General features: G+C 62.1%; 21 protein-coding genes and 1 tRNA gene. 11 read left to right on the forward strand and 11 right to left on the reverse strand.

Annotation, left to right across the window (positions count from 1 at the left end; genetic code table 11):
* Positions 1-64: 64 nt before the first annotated feature.
* From LOZ77_RS03765 to LOZ77_RS03795, 7 genes are all read right to left on the reverse strand, one after another.
* Positions 65-706 carry a phosphoribosylanthranilate isomerase gene (locus tag LOZ77_RS03765; protein WP_230280858.1) on the reverse strand — a complete coding sequence of 214 codons (642 nt, stop codon included), beginning with the start codon at positions 704-706 and terminating at the stop codon, positions 65-67.
* A gap of 16 nt (positions 707-722) precedes the next feature.
* Positions 723-1,235, reverse strand: coding sequence for a GNAT family N-acetyltransferase (locus LOZ77_RS03770; RefSeq protein ID WP_230280859.1), 513 nt, complete (start codon positions 1,233-1,235; stop codon positions 723-725).
* On the reverse strand, positions 1,232-1,717 hold the full coding sequence (locus tag LOZ77_RS03775) for a hypothetical protein (RefSeq protein WP_230280860.1): 486 nt from the start codon (positions 1,715-1,717) through the stop codon (positions 1,232-1,234). Before LOZ77_RS03775 ends, LOZ77_RS03770 begins: the two co-directional genes overlap by 4 nt.
* Positions 1,718-1,749: 32 nt before the next feature.
* On the reverse strand, positions 1,750-2,424 hold the full coding sequence (gene pyrF, locus LOZ77_RS03780) for an orotidine-5'-phosphate decarboxylase (RefSeq protein WP_230280861.1): 675 nt from the start codon (positions 2,422-2,424) through the stop codon (positions 1,750-1,752).
* Positions 2,421-2,765, reverse strand: coding sequence for a hypothetical protein (locus tag LOZ77_RS03785; protein ID WP_230280862.1), 345 nt, complete (start codon positions 2,763-2,765; stop codon positions 2,421-2,423). Before LOZ77_RS03785 ends, pyrF begins: the two co-directional genes overlap by 4 nt.
* A 109-nt stretch (positions 2,766-2,874) precedes the next feature.
* Positions 2,875-4,185: an adenylosuccinate lyase gene (purB, locus tag LOZ77_RS03790; RefSeq protein ID WP_230280863.1), complete on the reverse strand. Its 1,311-nt coding sequence runs from the start codon at positions 4,183-4,185 to the stop codon at positions 2,875-2,877.
* Between the two features lie 167 nt (positions 4,186-4,352).
* Positions 4,353-4,835: an Hsp20 family protein gene (locus tag LOZ77_RS03795; protein ID WP_230280864.1), complete on the reverse strand. Its 483-nt coding sequence runs from the start codon at positions 4,833-4,835 to the stop codon at positions 4,353-4,355.
* 213 nt (positions 4,836-5,048) lie between these two features.
* Here LOZ77_RS03795 and grxC point away from each other — a divergent pair, with 213 nt between their 5' ends.
* The 8 genes from grxC (at position 5,049) to LOZ77_RS03835 (ending at position 11,241) form a co-directional block, all read left to right on the forward strand.
* The gene (gene grxC / locus LOZ77_RS03800; protein WP_230280865.1) at positions 5,049-5,324 is read left to right on the forward strand and encodes a glutaredoxin 3; all 276 of its coding nucleotides are present in this window, start codon (positions 5,049-5,051) and stop codon (positions 5,322-5,324) included.
* Between the two features lie 6 nt (positions 5,325-5,330).
* Complete coding sequence (locus tag LOZ77_RS03805; RefSeq protein ID WP_230280866.1) at positions 5,331-6,161, forward strand: carbon-nitrogen hydrolase family protein; 831 nt, start codon at positions 5,331-5,333, stop codon at positions 6,159-6,161.
* 8 nt (positions 6,162-6,169) lie between these two features.
* Positions 6,170-6,682, forward strand: coding sequence for a DUF1178 family protein (locus tag LOZ77_RS03810; RefSeq protein WP_230280867.1), 513 nt, complete (start codon positions 6,170-6,172; stop codon positions 6,680-6,682).
* 64 nt (positions 6,683-6,746) lie between these two features.
* Positions 6,747-6,823, forward strand: a tRNA-Arg gene (locus LOZ77_RS03815).
* Positions 6,824-6,855: 32 nt separating this feature from the next.
* Positions 6,856-8,145, forward strand: a complete 1,290-nt coding sequence (locus LOZ77_RS03820) for a BamA/TamA family outer membrane protein (RefSeq protein WP_230280868.1) — start codon at positions 6,856-6,858, stop codon at positions 8,143-8,145.
* A 131-nt stretch (positions 8,146-8,276) separates the two neighbouring features.
* Positions 8,277-8,690, forward strand: coding sequence for a septum formation initiator family protein (locus LOZ77_RS03825; protein WP_230280869.1), 414 nt, complete (start codon positions 8,277-8,279; stop codon positions 8,688-8,690).
* A gap of 128 nt (positions 8,691-8,818) precedes the next feature.
* Complete coding sequence (gene pdhA, locus LOZ77_RS03830) at positions 8,819-9,877, forward strand: pyruvate dehydrogenase (acetyl-transferring) E1 component subunit alpha (protein WP_230280870.1); 1,059 nt, start codon at positions 8,819-8,821, stop codon at positions 9,875-9,877.
* Entirely contained in the window at positions 9,877-11,241 is a 1,365-nt protein-coding gene (locus LOZ77_RS03835) for a pyruvate dehydrogenase complex E1 component subunit beta (RefSeq protein WP_230280871.1), read from the forward strand. Before pdhA ends, LOZ77_RS03835 begins: the two co-directional genes overlap by 1 nt.
* Before the next feature lie 99 nt (positions 11,242-11,340).
* Here the strand turns inward: LOZ77_RS03835 and LOZ77_RS03840 are convergent, their stop codons facing one another.
* The 3 genes from LOZ77_RS03840 to LOZ77_RS03850 are packed head-to-tail and all read right to left on the reverse strand — an operon-like array spanning position 11,341 to position 13,769.
* Positions 11,341-11,787, reverse strand: a complete 447-nt coding sequence (locus LOZ77_RS03840) for a TadE/TadG family type IV pilus assembly protein (RefSeq protein WP_230280872.1) — start codon at positions 11,785-11,787, stop codon at positions 11,341-11,343.
* 3 nt (positions 11,788-11,790) lie between these two features.
* The gene (locus tag LOZ77_RS03845) at positions 11,791-12,306 is read right to left on the reverse strand and encodes a TadE/TadG family type IV pilus assembly protein (protein WP_230280873.1); all 516 of its coding nucleotides are present in this window, start codon (positions 12,304-12,306) and stop codon (positions 11,791-11,793) included.
* Entirely contained in the window at positions 12,303-13,769 is a 1,467-nt protein-coding gene (locus tag LOZ77_RS03850) for a pilus assembly protein TadG-related protein (RefSeq protein ID WP_230280874.1), read from the reverse strand. The genes LOZ77_RS03845 and LOZ77_RS03850 overlap by 4 nt, the downstream gene beginning before the upstream one ends.
* Positions 13,770-13,970: 201 nt before the next feature.
* Between LOZ77_RS03850 and LOZ77_RS03855 the strand changes: the two genes are divergently transcribed.
* Together LOZ77_RS03855 and LOZ77_RS03860 are read left to right on the forward strand one after the other, a co-directional pair.
* Positions 13,971-14,600 (forward strand): hypothetical protein, encoded by a 630-nt coding sequence (locus LOZ77_RS03855; protein WP_230280875.1) that lies wholly within the window; start codon positions 13,971-13,973, stop codon positions 14,598-14,600.
* Between the two features lie 75 nt (positions 14,601-14,675).
* Entirely contained in the window at positions 14,676-15,152 is a 477-nt protein-coding gene (locus LOZ77_RS03860) for an EF-hand domain-containing protein (protein WP_230280876.1), read from the forward strand.
* 4 nt (positions 15,153-15,156) lie between these two features.
* Here LOZ77_RS03860 and trmFO read toward each other — a convergent pair whose 3' ends face one another.
* On the reverse strand, positions 15,157-16,539 hold the full coding sequence (trmFO, locus tag LOZ77_RS03865; RefSeq protein WP_230280877.1) for a methylenetetrahydrofolate--tRNA-(uracil(54)-C(5))-methyltransferase (FADH(2)-oxidizing) TrmFO: 1,383 nt from the start codon (positions 16,537-16,539) through the stop codon (positions 15,157-15,159).
* Positions 16,540-16,624: 85 nt separating this feature from the next.
* Between trmFO and LOZ77_RS03870 the strand changes: the two genes are divergently transcribed.
* Positions 16,625-17,296, forward strand: coding sequence for a lysoplasmalogenase family protein (locus tag LOZ77_RS03870; protein WP_230280878.1), 672 nt, complete (start codon positions 16,625-16,627; stop codon positions 17,294-17,296).
* Positions 17,297-17,315: the final 19 nt, after the last annotated feature.

The raw sequence follows: 17,315 nt of genomic DNA on the forward strand, positions 1-17,315 counted from the left end.
GGCAGAGCGGGCGGGGCTTGTCCAGCGTGACAGCATTGTTTCAGCCCGACCGGTGGACCGGATTTCAGGCGGCCCGCACGGCCTTGGCAAAGGCCGCGATCTTTGACGCATCCTTCACCCCCGCCGCGCTTTCCACGCCCGAGGATACATCCACCAGCGGAGCGCGGGTCCGGCCGATCGCTTCTGCCACATTCGCCGGATTGATCCCGCCGGCAAGGCCCCATGGCAGCGCGCCACGATAGGCGGCCAGCAACGACCAGTCGAACGACAGTCCCATGCCGCCGGGCAGCGTGCCCTTGGGCGTTTTCGCGTCGAACAGCACCAGATCGGCAGCGCCCGCATAATGGGCCGCCCGGTCCACATCGCCTGCGCTGGCGACCGCGATGGCCTTCCACACCTGCAGTCCGAAACGGCCCCGCAACTGGGCCGCACGCTCGGGCGTCTCCGATCCGTGGAGTTGCAACGCATCAAGCCTGCCCGCAGCGACAGCCTCTGCAATTGCGGCATCGTCGGCGTCGACGAACAGGCCGACACGGGCGATGCGGGTGCCCGACCGTTCCGCAAGGCGGGCGGCCTGCTCGCTGCCGACATGGCGGGGCGAGGGGGGGAAGAACACCAGTCCCGCATAATCGGCGCGCGCTTCGATCACCGCGTCCATTGCCGCGCCGTCGCTGATGCCGCAAATCTTGATTTTCGCGCTGCTCATGCCGGTGCCGATAGGGTCAAAGCTGCTTTTCGAAAAGGCGGAAGTACAAGGGCGCGGGCTGCGGCGTGGGAAATGCCTCGCGCGCGCCGGTGTCGGCATACCCCTTGCGCTCATACATGGCGATCAGCTCGTGGCGGTTTTCGATCACCGATATCTCCATGATACGCGCGCCGAAACCGCGAGCCAGTTCCTCCGCCGCAAGGATCAGGCGAGAGCCAAGCCCGCTGCTTTGCATGGGCGGATCGACGCATAGCATGCCGAAATAGGCGCGCCCGCCGCCCTTGTCGGTTACGGCGATGCAGCCGACGGGGTTCGCTTCGTGCTCGGCCATCAGGAAATGAATGGCCGGATCGGCCAGCATTGCGGCCAGATCGGTCGCGGCGATGCGCTCGTCCTCGAGAATATCGGCCTCATGCGTCCAGCCCCGCCGCGCGGAATTGCCGCGATAGCCTCCCTCGATCAGGGGTTTCAGCGCTGCCGCATCGGCAGGACCGGAGCGCCGCAGGCTAAGGCTGTCCGGCGCAATCACGGCGCATAGACGGGCCAGAAGGGACCGCCCAATGCGCCGTTAAAGGCAATATGGGTGATCCGGCCTGTCGAAACGTCGAATTCCACGCCAAAAAATGCAGGTCCGCCATCGCAGACCACCGTGGGCATATGGCGCTGGTCGGGCATGATGTCCGCAGGAACGAAATTGGCGTAGACTATCTGCTTGCCGCCGCGAATGATCCCGAAAATCTCGCGCTGCCAGCGCGGATCGTTGACTGTATAGGTCAACGGATCGGGGTTCTCGGTTCCCGCAGTATAGCCGTTGCTGCGTGCCAGCGAGGGGAGGATTTGCGCCAGTTCCGCTTCCATCGCGCCGATTTCGCTGTCTTCCACTTCCCAGCCGCCATGGACCGGCCCTGCAGTAGAGCGTGAGCAGGCGGGAAGCTGGAAGCCTGCTTGCGGGCCCGCAAGAATGCTCGTTTTGGGCGGCAAGGGTGGCGGCGGCAGTTCGACCTGCGCCATGCTGGCCGCGGCGAGAAGGGATGCGAAGAGAATCAGAGCGTCGCCTCGATCTTGCGGGCGGCGGCCAGCGGGTCCTCGGCCTTTGAAATCTCGCGACCGATGACGAGCACGCTGGCACCGTCGTCACGCGCCTGACGCGGAGTAACGACGCGTTTCTGGTCGCCCACCGAATGTCCCGCAAGGCGCAGGCCGGGAACGACGAAATAGCCGTGCTTCCACTGCTTGTGGACCGCGCCCACTTCCTGTCCCGAACAGACGATCCCGTCGAGGCCCGATTTCTCTGCCAGTTCGGCAAGACGCATCACCTGATCGTGGGGCGTGCCGCCGATGCCGGTTGCGGTCAGGTCATTCTGATCGAGGCTGGTCAACATGGTAACCGCAACGACCTTGGTGTTTTCGCCCGCAGCGGCCTTTGCATCTTCCATCATGGCCCGCCCGCCGCCGGCATGGATGGTGACGATGGCGGGTTCCAGCACATGGATTGCCTGCATCGCGCCTGCCACGGTATTGGGAATATCGTGCAGCTTGAGATCGAGGAAGATGGGCAGCCCAAGCTGCGCAATTTCATGCACGCCGTGGTGGCCATGCGCGCAAAAGAATTCGAGGCCGAGCTTCAGCCCGCCGACATGGCCTTTGACCTTGCCGACCAGTTCCTTGGCCGCAGCGATCTGCGGCACGTCCAGAGCGAGATAGACCGGGTTGCTCATGGAGTGGTGCCCTCTGGCCCCAGCGTGTCCGGAGCCGTGGCGACAGGTGCGGGTTCGGCAGCGGGACCTGGCGCGGGAGCGGGCGACTGGCTGGCAATCAGCGAGCGCTGCGACGCTTCGAGCGAGGCGATGCGCCGCTTCAGCCGCCAGGTGGTCGTGCGATGGGTCAGCCACATCGGACCATAGCCGAGCAGGAAGGCAACGAGGATCAATACCGGAAGCTTGGTTTCCAGCACCAGGCTCTCCCAGATCTGGATATCGACGGAAGTCCAGTTGAACGCCGTGAACAGGGCAAGCGCGACGATAACGACGACCCACAGGGCGGTGCGTAAGATCTTCATGAATTCTCCCGTCTGGCGCGGCGTTGCGGACCCTTTAGCCAGCTGACCCTAAGCGCGAAATCGGGGCTTGACCAGCCCGCCCCGACGTCGGCCGACCTGCTGCTGGCGATCAGCCGAACACCCGCGCAAAGATCGTGTCGACATGCTTGAAGTGATAGTCGAGGTCGAATTTCTCCTCGATCTGCTGCGGCGTCAGCGCTGCGGTCACTTCGTCATCCGCCTTCAGCAGTTCGAGCAGCGACAGCGCGCCGTCGCTTTCCCAGACCTTCATCGCATTGCGCTGGACAAGGCGATAGGCATCCTCGCGGCTGACACCTGCCTGGGTGAGGGCGAGCAGGACACGCTGTGAATGGACAAGCCCGCCCATGCGGTCGAGGTTCTTCTGCATGCGTTCGGGATAGACGAGCAGCTTTTCGACCACGCCGGTCAGGCGGGCGAGGGCGAAGTCCAGCGTGATGGTCGCATCGGGACCGATGAAACGCTCGACCGAAGAATGCGAAATGTCCCGTTCGTGCCAAAGCGCCACGTTTTCCATCGCCGGAACGGTCGCGCTGCGCACCACGCGGGCCAGACCGGTAAGGTTTTCGGTCAGGACGGGGTTGCGCTTGTGCGGCATGGCCGACGAACCCTTCTGGCCGGGCGAGAAATATTCCTCTGCCTCCAGCACTTCGGTTCGCTGCAAGTGGCGCACTTCGACCGAAAGGCGTTCGATCGACGATGCGATGACGCCCAGCACGGCGAAAAACATCGCGTGACGGTCGCGCGGGATCACCTGTGTCGAAACCGGTTCAACGGTAAGGCCCATCTTTTCGGCCACATAGGCCTCGACGCTGGGGTCGATATTGGCGAAAGTGCCGACCGCACCGGAAATGGCGCAAGTGGCGATTTCCTTGCGCGCGAATTCCAGACGCTCTTTGCAGCGCGAGAATTCGGCATAGGCTTCCGCCATCTTCAGGCCAAACGTCACCGGCTCCGCATGGATGCCGTGGCTGCGACCGATGGTGGGCGTATATTTGTGCTCTTCTGCGCGGGTTTTGATCGCGGCCAGCAGCCTGTCCAGATCTTCCAGCAGGATCGCAGCCGCGCGGTCGAGCTGAACGGCCAGCGTGGTGTCCAGCACGTCAGAGCTGGTCATGCCCTGATGCATGAAGCGGGCCTCTTCGCCCACGTTCTCGGCCACCCAAGTCAGGAAGGCGATTACGTCATGCTTGGTCACTGCCTCGATCGCGTCGATGGCTTCGACGTCGACCTTGGGGTTCGTCGCCCACCAGTCCCACAGCGCCTTGGCCGCGGATGGCGGCACCACGCCCAGTTCGCCCAGCTTTTCGGTCGCATGCGCTTCCAGTTCGAACCAGATGGCGTATTTCGCCTCCGGCTCCCAGATGGCGGTCATGGCGGGGCGGGCGTAACGTGGGACCATGGGTCAAGGGCTCCGGTCTGCGATTGCGGCTTTGCGCGGGTTGTGGCGCGGCTAGGCCGGAGAGGCTGCGATGGCAAGAGAAAGCGCGCCCGTGGCAAGGCGCTAACCACAGAAAAGGGCGCGACCCGTGCGGATCGCGCCCCGTCAGATTTAAAAGAGGAGAGCGCTCAGGCGGCCTTGTCTTCTGCGTCGCTGTCCTTTTCGGACCCGTCGATCACGCTCAGCTTTTTGGAGCCATTGATCGCGATCTTCTTGGGCTTCATAGCCTCGGGCACTTCGCGTTCGAGATCGATCACGAGCAGGCCGTCGGCCAACTGTGCGTTACGGACCAGCACGAAATCGGCCAGTTCGAAGCGGCGTTCGAAACCGCGCTGGGCAATGCCGACGTGCAGATATTCACGCTCTTCGGTCTCCTCGGCCTTGCGGCCCTGAACGGTGAGCATGTTCTGCTGCGCCGTGATGTCGATATCCTCGGGCTTGAAGCCGGCAACGGCCAGCGTGATGCGATAGGCATCTTCGCCGCTGCGTTCGATGTTAAAGGGCGGATAATTATCGCCCTGACCCGAACGGGCGTTGTTTTCGAGAAGGTCGAACAAACGGTCGAAACCGACGGTGGTGCGACGATAGGGGGTAAAATCGAAACGGTTCATCTTGCAAATCCTCCGTAAGAAGCAATCTAGCGGCAGGAAACAGTGGCAAACCCCGCAAACGGGCATCGGCCTGTCCTGCCAGACGAAGCGGTCGGACATCCGGAACCGGCATGTCCGTCCGCGATTGCTATCTGGGAAGGGGCGAGACGCTATTCAAGTGGGTGCAACGCCCATAAAAGAGCGGTTAACGCCCGCATGGAAAAGGATATTCGAGTGAACGGTCAATCCACGCCCCCCAAGGTCGAGATTTATACGCAGTTCGGCTGCCCCTATTGCCATCGCGCCATCGCGCTGCTGCGGCAGAAGAATGTCGAATTTACCGAATATGATGTGACGATGGACCGCGCCAAGCGCACCGAGATGGTCGAACGCGCTCCCGGCGCGCGCACGGTGCCGCAGATTTTCATCGACGATCGAGCCATCGGCGGCAGCGACGACATGGCGGCGTTGGAACGCGAAGGTAAGCTTGATCCGATGCTGGGACTTTAACGGGCGATGGTTCGCATCGCGGTCTATCAGGCCAACACCGGGATCGACCCCGCGGCCAATGCGGCGCGTCTTGTTGATGCGGTCGAAGAGGCTGCGGCGGGCGGGGCGCAAATGCTGTTCACGCCCGAGATGTCGGGGATGCTCGACCGCAATCGCAAGCGCGCTGCGGCCCATGTGACCGGTGAAGCGGATAGTCCGGTGCTGAAAGCTGTGGCTGGCGCGGCGCGTGTGCACGGCATCTGGGTCGCGCTCGGCTCTCTGGCCGTGCGGCGCGATGACGGGGAAGACCGCTGGGCCAATCGTTCCCTGCTGATATCGCCGGAAGGCGCGGTCGCGGCGCGCTATGACAAAATCCATATGTTCGACGTCGATCTGGACGACGGAGCAAGCGGTGAAAGCTGGCGCGAATCGAACGGATTTGCGCCGGGCGAACGCGTGGTCACGGCGAAAACGCCGCTGGGGCGCCTTGGTCTTGCGGTCTGTTACGACATGCGCTTTCCCGCGTTGTGGGGCGCGTTGGGCGATGCGCGTTGCGATGCGATCGCCTGCCCCGCCGCATTTACCCGCCCCACTGGCGCTGCGCATTGGCACGTGCTGCTGCGCGCCCGCGCGATCGAGGCGAGCGCCTATGTCATCGCCGCCGCGCAGGTCGGCGAGCATGAGGACGGGCGCAAGACCTATGGCCATTCGCTGGTCGTCGATCCGTGGGGCGAAGTATTGCTGGACATGGGCGGCGATCGGGCAGGTGTGGGTTTTGCCGAGATCGATCCTGCGCGGATCGCCAGCGTGCGCGCCCAACTGCCCAGCCTTGCCAACCGGCGTGCAATCACTAAGTGACATTTGTCATGATTGTTTTCGATCTTCACTGTCGCGAGGATGGCACGCGTTTCGAAGGATGGTTCCGTTCCTCCGCCGATTTCGAACATCAGCGCGAAGGCGGGCTGCTGATGTGCCCGCAATGCGGCGGGGATCAGGTGGAAAAGGCCGTGATGGCTCCTGCCGTCGGGCGCAAGGGCAACCAGCTGGTCGAAAAGCGCCCCGCGCAATCCGCCTCTGCCAAAGCCGTGCCGATGGACGCACAGCCGCAGGAAACCGCCGTTGCCACCATGGCACCCCTGTCTGACGAGGCGAAGAAGGCACTGGTCGCCATGGCCGAGATACAGCGCAAGGTGCTGGAAAAATCGCGCTGGGTCGGCGGGAAATTCGCCGATGAGGCCCGTTCAATGCATTATGGCGAGAGCGAGGCGCAGCCGATCCATGGCGAGACCAGCATTGAGGAAGCCGAGCAATTGATCGAAGAGGGTATCGAAATTGCCGCTTTGCCATTTCCCGTCGCGCCGCCCGACGCTGTCAACTAAACTGCGTCGGCAAGTCCCACTACCGATTGCCATTTAAGCTGTCCGCCCGTAAACGAACCGCGGCGCGCCCGTAGCTCAGCAGGATAGAGCATCAGATTCCTAATCTGGGGGCCACAGGTTCGAATCCTGTCGGGCGCACCAAGCAGGGTCCGTTTCTATTTTAGAGGCGGGCCTTGTTCGTTCAGTTTTCGGTGGTTCGGCTGGCCGAATTCGTTGCTGATGACTGCAGCGGTCCGGATGTCGCGGGTCAGGCTATGGGCGGATCGCTGCCGAACAGCTATAGTCTGTTCAATCCGACCTTGCCGACGACAGGGACCGCATTCGTGATCATGCAACAAAAGATGCGGGTCCTTTGGGCGGCGGGCCTGCTGGGCTGTTCTGCTGGCGTCGCCAAAGGGGCGATTGCGCAGGAGCAGCAGGATATCGGTGCTGCTGACGAGCTTGATTCGGTCACCGCCGCAGGCCTCGACCCCGGGCATGAGGGCGGTTCGGACAGCGACCGCGTGATCGTTCCGGTGCCATTCGTCACGCCGCAACTGGGTGCGGGCCTCGCGGTGGCGGGGGCGTGGTTCTATCAGCCGGACAGCAAATCGCGCCCCTGGGCCAGCGGAGTCGGCGCGCTTTATACCTCGAACGGCAGTCGGGGTTTGGCCGGGTTGCACAAGATGTCGCTCGATCAGGACCGGATCAGACTGGATATTCTGGCCGGCTATGGCGAAATCCATAACCGCTATTTCGCGGTCGAAACCGATGACCAATGGGTTGAGACGAAGGAAAAGACCTTTGTCGCATCTGCCACGGGACGGGTCCGCATCGGTGAGGAAATCTTCGTCGGGGGCAGGGCGCGTTTTCTGTCCAAGGATTCGCGACCGCGCGATCAATCCGATCCGCCGCCGGATTTCGACCAGAGCGGGTTCGAGGACGATGCCGGCTTTCTGCAGCTGAGCCCGATCTTCACCTATGACACGACGGCCGATGCCTTTGCCCCGCGCAAGGGATCGATCCTGAATGCGCAATGGACATTCGCCATACCGGTTCGTGGCGGGGATGCGCATTACAACAAGAAGCAGGCCTATGCCCGCCATTACATTCCGGGAAAGGGGCGAAGTTCCGCCGCGTTCCAGATCAAGGGGTGTTCTGCCACGGATCAGGCACCTTTCTTCGACCTCTGTTCGATCGGGCTGCGCGGATATTCCAGCGGGCGGTTCCGCGACCAGTCCAGCTGGTCGATAGAGGGCGAATGGCGTCAGCCTGTATCGCGCAGGTTCGGTGTGGTGGGTTTTGCGGGGCTGGGTGCGACGGGTTCGGGGTTCGGCGACGCGCTGGGCGGTAAGATCCTGCCCGCCGTGGGGGCAGGCGTGCGTTATCTGGCGGCAGAAGACTATGGCATCAACCTGCGTGTGGACGGCGCGGTCGGGCGTGACAGCAGCGCCGTCTATGTGTCTATCGGAGAGGCATTTTGAAATGGCGACAGGCCATATTGCAGCGCAACTTGCACATTATTTCGCCTATTCACCGCAATTCGTCGTGGCTTGATGGAAAACCGCTGCAAGCCGCTTGATTCCGGACGCTTAGTGTGATTCTGCTGTAAGTCATGAACGAAGGGGCAAATCACACACGCGGCGAACCGAAGGGCGACCAGAGCCTGGTGAGGCGCGGGCGTCGCATTGCCCCGCAGCCGCGTGCGCGCAAGCGCAGCATCGGCCAGATCGCGGCGGGTGTCGGCATCGTCGCTTTTGCGGCGCTGGCGCTTGTCGGACCCACCGGGATAAGCGCTTGGGCGGATTCGCGGCAAAAGCTGGAACACCGCGGGGCAGAGCTTGCGCAATTGCAGGCGGAGCGCGACCGTATCGCCAATCGGGTCGAATTGCTCGATCCCGATAATGCGGACCCCGATCTGGTGGGCGAATTGCTGCGCAACAATCTCAACGTCGCGCATCCGGATGAGATTGTCGTTCCGCGCGACTGGACCCGCCGGAATCGAGGGTTGTGCATTTTCTGCAACTGACCGCTCGACATGCTCATTTGGATTTGCGGGTCAATCGCTTGCACCCATCGCCCAAGTGATAATATAGCGTCCTCGCGAAATCAGGGCCTCCTCCCTATAAGCCCTGATGCGAGACGAGGATACTTGACTTGGCAGCCGATAGCGTAACGCCCCCGACTGACGATCCCGACTTCAAGCTCCACAGCCTGCAGGAAGCCTACGAAAAGGCTGGCCCTTACAAGGCGACGGATGAAGAGCTGATGTCGCTTTATGAGCAAATGCTGCTTATCCGCCGCTTTGAGGAGAAGGCCGGGCAGCTCTATGGCCTTGGCCTGATCGGCGGTTTCTGCCACCTCTATATCGGTCAGGAAGCTGTGGCGGTTGGCCTGCAATCGGCACTGGCCGAAGGCAAGGACAGCGTGATCACCGGTTACCGCGACCACGGCCACATGCTGGCCTATGGCATCGACCCCAAGATCATCATGGCCGAACTGACCGGACGTCAGGCGGGCATTTCGAAGGGCAAGGGCGGTTCGATGCACATGTTCAGCACCGAACATGCGTTTTACGGCGGTCACGGTATCGTCGGCGCGCAGGTGCCGCTGGGCGCGGGCCTCGCTTTTGCGCACAAATATCGCGAAGACGGCGGCGTGTGCCTTGCCTATTTCGGTGACGGCGCGGCCAACCAGGGCCAGGTTTACGAAACCTTCAACATGGCTGCCCTGTGGCAGCTTCCGATCATCTTCGTGATCGAGAATAACGGCTATGCGATGGGCACCAGCACGGTGCGTTCGTCGGCCGAAACCGAATTCCACCGTCGCGGCACGGCCTTCCGCATCCCCGGTATGGATGTCGACGGGATGAATGTGCTGGCCGTTCGCGGCGCGATCGAGGTGGCGCTGGACCATGTACGTGGTGGTGGCGGTCCCGTGCTGATGGAACTCAACACCTATCGCTATCGCGGCCACTCCATGTCCGATCCGGCGAAATATCGCACGCGTGAGGAAGTGCAGGAAATGCGCGAGAAGCACGACCCGATCGAGGCGGCCAAGGCCGAGCTGCTGAAACGCGGCGTTGACGAGGATACATTGAAAGAGCTTGAAAAGACCATTCGTTCGCAAGTGAACGAAGCCGCCGATTTCGCGGAAAGCTCGCCCGAGCCGGAGCCGTCCGAGCTCTACACCGACGTTCTGGTGGAGAATTACTGATGGCGACCGCAATCAAGATGCCCGCGCTTTCCCCGACAATGGAGGAAGGCACGCTGGCCAAATGGCTGGTGAAGGAAGGGGACAAGGTTTCGCCCGGCGACATTCTGGCCGAGATCGAGACCGACAAGGCAACGATGGAGTTCGAGTGCATCGATGAAGGCACCGTCGGTGCAATCACCGTTCCCGAGGGGACGGAGAACGTCAAGGTCGGCACCGTGATCGCGGTGCTGGACGGCGATGCCAGCGATGTCGGCGGCGATGCCGCACCTGCGCCTGCGCCAGCGCCCGCACCGACCGAGAACAGCGCCGAGGCGGCGCCCGCTCCGGCAGCGCCCAAAAAGGAGCCCGCTTCCGATCCCGAGATCGCGGAGGGCACCTCCATGACCTCGACCACTGTGCGCGAAGCTTTGCGCGACGCCATGGCCGAGGAAATGCGCGCCGATGACCGCGTTTTCGTCATGGGCGAGGAAGTGGCCGAGTATCAGGGCGCCTATAAGGTGACGCAGGGGCTGCTCGACGAATTCGGGCCGAAGCGGGTGATCGATACCCCGATTACCGAATATGGCTTTGCCGGCATCGGCACGGGCGCGGCCATGGGCGGTCTTCGCCCGATTGTCGAGTTCATGACGTTCAACTTCGCCATGCAGGCGATCGACCACATCATCAACTCGGCGGCAAAGACGAACTATATGTCGGGTGGCCAGATGCGCTGTCCTGTGGTGTTCCGTGGCCCCAATGGCGCGGCAAGCCGCGTTGGCGCGCAGCACAGCCAGAACTATGGCCCTTGGTATGCCAGCGTTCCCGGCCTTATCGTCATCGCGCCCTATGACAGCCGCGATGCCAAGGGCCTGATGAAGGCGGCAATCCGCTCGCCCGATCCAGTCGTGTTCCTCGAAAACGAACTGCTTTATGGCAAGAGCTTCGATGTGCCCGATACGGACGACTGGGTCCTGCCCATCGGCAAGGCGCGGATCATGCGCGAAGGATCCGACGTGACCATCGTCTCCTACTCCATCGGCGTCGGTTTCGCGCTGGAAGCAGCCGAAAAACTGGCGGGCGAGGGGATCGATGCCGAGGTGATCGATCTGCGCACGCTGCGTCCGCTGGATACCGAAACGGTTCTGGCATCGCTGAAGAAGACCAACCGGTTGGTCGTTGCCGAAGAAGGCTATCCGACCTGCTCGATCGCCAGCGAAATCAGCGCTGTCTGTATGGAACAGGGCTTCGACTACCTCGACGCTCCTGTCCTGCGCGTCAGCGATGAGGATGTACCGCTGCCCTATGCGGCGAACCTTGAAAAGCTGGCACTGATCGACGCCGACCGCATTGTAAAGGCGGCGAAGAAGGTCTGTTACAAGGACTGAACATGACGGGGCCGCGCGCTCCGTCCACTGCGGTTAGTGCAAAAAGAAAGGGCCCGCCGTTTTGGCGGGCCCTTTTCGGTTGCGCAGCTGAAGAGAGGGTCAGCCGTTCGCGACGAAAATCGATTTTGTATAGGTCAGCTGCAGAGGGCCCATATTCACAAAGGCCATGACGCTGGGCACCTTATAATTCAGCTTCAGCTCGATCTCGCGGACATTGCTGATCGGTTGGGTTGCCGAATTGGTCGCGGTTGCGGCCAGCTTCGCACCGTCCAGCAGATAGGGAGAACCGGTTGCCCGTGCAAAAGCAAGCGTTTCAAGCTGGGTGTTGGTGATTTTGTTATCCTTTTGATATTCCACCGACATATAGCGGCTCATATCCCCGGCGACGCCACTCAGCGCATTCTGCGCCTGCATATACAGGCCGATCTGCATCACACCCAGCAGCATCATGATCAGCGCAGGGGCCAGGACGACAAATTCGATCGCGCTGGCTCCGCGATCATCGCGCCAGAAGCGTTTGGCAATGTTGAGGGGGGTGTATGCCATGACTTACCCGATCTGGACCGACTTCTCGACCCGGTATTGCAGTTCCTCGCCAATGCCGAATTCGTTCCAGACGGGCGTGTATTTGTCACGCAGCAGGAAGACGACGAAGCGTTCCGAATTGGGCGAATCGGTGCAGCCGGTATCGGCCTTTTTGAAGTTTTGGGCATTGCCGCAGCGATAGCGGGTCATCACATAGCCCACATCGTTCTTCGTTTCGTCTGGCTCGACATTCGAACCGATGGCGCTGGTGTCCAGCCCGGTATCATCCTCGATCGCGGCGGCAAGTTGTTGCATCACCACCGACAGTTCCGCTTCGTCCTTGGGGCGGGCAGCCATCATGATCTCGGCTGCCTTGGATGCTGCGTTCTGCAATTCGTGCTGGCGCTTGACCATATTGGCCACTTCTACGCCGCCCAGACTCATCACGATCAGGACAGGCGCAACAAAAGCTGTCTCGATCAGAGCCGAGCCGCGATTGTCATACCTGAAACGGCTGAGGAAGAAGCGCAGTCCCATCATGCCACCAGCGAGACATTGCCGTAAATGATCGTGGTCGGATGGTTCGGCGGATCGGGGCACCAGCTGGTCATTTTCAAAGTACCCGTCAGATTGACCTTGTTGGCGACCAGCAAAAGGCAGGCGTTCGCAACGTCTGCGGTGCCCGACAGGTCCAGCTTGTTGACCTTGGTATAGATTGCACCGTTGAGATAGGTGTTGCTGTTGCCGTTCAGGATCGACCCCTTGCCCTCGCCATTGTCGGGGCTTTCAAAGATCAGCATCGTGTTGATCTTGTGGGCTTCCTCGGAAGTATAGCCCAGATCCATCAGCGTTTCTTCGGTCATGCCGGTCAGGTTTATGTCGGCGCCGCCATTGATCTTGAAGTCGGCGCCGTCCTCCAGCACGAACATCACTTCGCCCGCGCTGGTGGCGGTGTGATTCCCGTTGATCGTCAGCGTGCCGCCACGAATGAAATAGACGCCCCCCTTGAACACAGTGTCGCAGCCAAGCGACAGCCCGCCCTCGTAAACGCCGGGGTAGGCCGTTCCGAGTTCGAGCGGTTCGGTGTGCGTGTTGTTATATTCGTCGATGACCTTTTTTGTCTTGCCGGTCGACTTGCAGACATAGGTGCCCGCTCCGACGCCATCGCTCGACGGCGGATCGACGCCTTCGAAGGGGTCGGCCAGATTGGTCGCGCCTTCGATGATCGTGTCGCCATTGGCCTTGGCCTTTTCTTCCAGCGAGTCGCTTACAGTGCCAGCTGTGGCGATCGAACCTGCCTTGATTTCATAGCTGTTGCCATTGTCGTCGATGGCATCCTCGCCCGTCCAGCCGAGACAGGTGCCGCTGGTATCGTAACCGCCCGTGCAGACCCGGGATGAATTGGACAGGGCCGCGATGCCGCATTGCGCGGTGAAGACAGCGTTGCCGCCAATGGTAACGGTGCCTGCGTCCTCTTTGTCGACAGCGATCAGGCAACTGTTGATCGTCGCGCCGCCGGTAAAGGCAGCCTGGCTTGACACACTCACCGTCGTCGCGCCCTTGGTGAAGAACGAAGTAAACGGCAGGCGCTTGGTCGCGCTGGATGTGACGATCACCGAGTTGCCAACACCGCCCGCATAATTGGCCAGCTTGACGACCGGATCGGTGTTGAAATCTGCCGTGATCTGCTCATTCACGGCAAAGGCGTTCTTGGCGCGATCGGTCATTTTGGCAGAGCTGCCGCTGTCCAGAACTTCCCATGCCGCCGCGATGGCCGCCTGATCGTTGGCGAACTGCAGCTCGCGCTTCCACAGATAGAACTGCGCGAAATCGATCGCCATGCCGCCGCCGCCGATTACCATCGGCATGGCGAACGCGACCAGCATGGTGGCGTTACCTTTACGGTCGCCCAGAAAGCGGCTCGTGCCGGTGCTGGCCGCGCAAGACTGCAATGCGCTGACAAAGCGCGTCAGGCGTTTGCGTCCGGTTGTGATGCTCGTCATAAGCGCGCGGGCTCCCTGCTGAATATGTCCGACTCACTGCGGGCGGAGACGGAGCGTTCAGTTAATTTCATGACAGAAAATAGCGCGGCTCTGGTAAGCACGATCCGAAGAAAGATGGTAAACCAAAACTTAACCGAGAATAGCGCGCAAGATCAGGGCGATAGTTTTGCAAGTTCCAATGGTCTTGCATCTGCGGATGCATTGCCACCCCCTTGGCAGCTTGCGCTCGCCTATGCGCCGACGCGAGCAAGGGACCAGTGGAGGGCGCTGTTGATTCTGGACCGGCGGCTTGCGCGGATCGTGGCGCAAGCGAGCGAACCGATGCTGGCGCAGATCAGGCTGGCATGGTGGCGCGAGATGTTCGGTCGTCCGGTCGCTGACTGGCCTGTGGGAGAGCCCTTGCTGGCGCGACTGGCAGCATGGGGCGAAGAATGTTCCTCTCTGGCGGCACTGGCCGACGGGTGGGAAGCGATGGTCGGCGATGCGCCATTGCCCGCCACGGCTTTTGCAGCCTTGTCCGACGGACGCGCGCGGGCGATGGCGGGGCTGGCACATGTGACGGGTAGCAGGACCGCCCGGTCGGTCGTTCAGAGCCATGCCTATCGCTGGTCGCTGGCAGATATCGCGATCCATCTGGCCGATGAACAGGAACGGGCCCGCGTGATGGCGCTGCTGAAAGCGGCCGATCGCGCCGAGGGAAGTGTGGACAAGGCGATGCGCCCGTTGAACGTGCTGCGCGTGATGGCAGAACGGGCGGCATCGGCGGTGCGGCCCATCGGCGGTTTGGGGGACTTTCTGGCTGCGATCAGGGCGGGTCTGACGGGTCGATAGCGTTCCCTTAACCCTGCGGGCCCTATGCGATTGCCGGATAGCGGGACGGAACGGATCGGACCGGAAAGGGCGTAGATGAATCGCATGGTATTGGGCGCTTTCGGCGCGCTTCTTCTGGTCGCCATCGGCGTGTTCTGGTGGCAGGGCAGGGCGGTCGAAAGCCCCGCCGCGCCGTTGCCGGAGGCCGAGGAAGCGGGCGCTGCCAGGCCCGATGCAGATGCGATCCCCGCGGCCGATGTCGGCGGCATGCAGGGCCCCGCGCTTCCCACCGCAGTCGAAATGACGCGCGAGCAGGAGCGGTTCTTTCGTTATGACCGCAACCGCGACCTTGAAATCACGCGTAACGAGATGCTGTCGACCCGCGTCGCCGCCTTCCGCAAGCTGGACAAGGACGGCAACAACCTGCTGACGTTCGAGGAATGGGCCGTCACCACGGTTGACCGGTTCGAGAAGATGGACGCCGACCACAACCAGCGCCTGACGCCCGCCGAATTCGCCACCAGCGCGCCAAAGCGCACTGCCCGCAAGCCCGCCAGCAAATGTTCGTGCTGACCGGTCAGGCGGGTTCCGCCGCTTTGGCGGTGCCCAGCCATGCCGCCATGTCGCGTTTGGCGCGGTCGGTATAGGCGCGCTTGCGTTCCTTTTTCTTCACATCCTCGTCCGGCATGGGGAACAGGCCGAAATTCACATTCATCGGCTGATAGGTCTCCGCCTCGGCATCGCCGGTGATATGCGACAACAGGGCGCCCATTGCGGTCGTGCGCGGCGGCGATTGCCAGTCGCGTCCTGCCAGTTCGCTGGCCGCCATCATCCCTGCCATCAGCCCGACGGCCGCGCTTTCGACATAGCCTTCGCAGCCGGTGATCTGGCCCGCGAACCGGATATGCGGCGCTGATTTCAGCCGGAGCTGCCGGTCGAGCAATATGGGAGAATTCAGGAAGGTGTTGCGGTGCAAACCGCCAAGGCGCGCGAATTCGGCATTTTCAAGCCCGGGAATCGTGCGGAACAATTCCTTTTGCGCGCCGTGCTTCAGCTTGGTCTGGAACCCGACCATGTTCCATAATGTGCCCAGCATATTGTCCTGCCGCAGCTGCACGACGGCATAGGGCCAGCGGCCCTTGGGAAATTCGGGCGTGGCCGTGTGCGGATTGTCCAGCCCCACCGGCTTCATTGGACCGAAGCGCAAAGTGTCCTCTCCGCGCGCGGCCATCACCTCGATCGGCATGCAGCCTTCGAAATAGGGGGTGTTCGCTTCCCATTCCTTGAACTCGGTCTTTTTGCCATCCAGCAGGCCCTGCCGGAAGGCGAGATATTGCTCCTTGTTCATCGGACAATTGATGTAGTCTTTCGTATCGCCCTTGTCCCAGCGACTGGCCATCCAGCAGATATCCATGTCGACCGTATCGCGATGGACGATGGGTGCGATGGCATCGAAAAAGGCGAGGCTGTCCGCACCCGTCGCCGCACCGATGCTTTGTGCAAGCGAAGCGGCAGTCAGCGGGCCGGTGGCGACAATCACATGCCCTTCGGCAGGCAAAACATCGATCCGTTCACGCACGATGGTGACATTGGGCATTTCGGCCAGCGCCTTTTCGACATGGGCCGAAAATATGTCGCGATCCACTGCCAGTGCCGAACCGGCGGGCACCTGCGTCTCTGCTGCGGCTCGCATGATCAGCGAATCGCATTGCCGCATTTCGTAATGCAACAGCCCGACCGCGTTCGAGGTGTCGTCGTCCGAACGGAAGCTGTTCGAACAGACCAGTTCGGCCAGCCCGTCGGTGTGGTGGGCATCTGTGGTGGCGCCGCCGTCCGGCAGATTGGCCCCGCGCATTTCGGACAGGCGAACATGGAAACCGCGCCGCGCCAGTTGCCAGGCCGCTTCGCTTCCAGCCAGGCCGCCGCCGATGATATGGATCTGTTGTGCATTTGTGGTCATGCGCGCCGGTTAGCGATTGCGCCCATGGCTTGGCAAATGCAATCAGGCGGCCCCGATGCAAGAAAACCGGCCTGATGGAGCCCAGATGGTAAAACGCGCCCTGATCGAACGCCGCCCCTGGCTGCTTTTATCCATCGTTTCGGCCATCGTCTGGTGGCTGGCGATCGACGGAACGCAAACGCCCGGTGCCTATCAGCTGGTGTTGAAGGGCGTGCCGGTCGGATTGCTGGCGGTTTACGCCTGGCAGCGTTCGCTTGGCACCGACGGCACGCTGGTCGCGCTGACCATGCTGGTCGCGGCGATTGGCGATGCGCTGATTACGCTGGAATATGGCTGGGGCGGGCTGGTCCATGCGCTGTCGCAGCTGATCGTGATCGCGCTCTATTGGCGCAACCATCGGCCCGGTGTGAAACCGGCGGTGATGGCATCGGGTCTGGCTGCCGTGGTGGTCGCGCCCGTGCTGGCATGGTTTCTGATGGTGGGCGAAACAGGGCAGGGCGCGGTCGCGGCGTCGGCGGCATTGCTGGCAATCACGGCGGCCATGGCGTGGCTCAGCCGGTTTCCGCGCCAGCGCGTGGGGCTGGGGGCCTTGCTTTATCTGCTGTCGGAATTGCTGTTGATCGCCGTCGGCGCGCGTTTGGTGCAGGGCGGGGCGCTGGAGCAGTCGGCCCGCGAACTGGTGTGGCCGCTGTATTATATCGGCCAGTTGCTGGTCACGACGGGCATCGTCACCACACTGCGCAACGAACGGCGATAGGGAAGGACAGGCCGGGCGG

It is taken from the genome of Croceicoccus sp. Ery15 (assembly GCF_020985305.1).
GTDB lineage: Bacteria > Pseudomonadota > Alphaproteobacteria > Sphingomonadales > Sphingomonadaceae > Croceicoccus.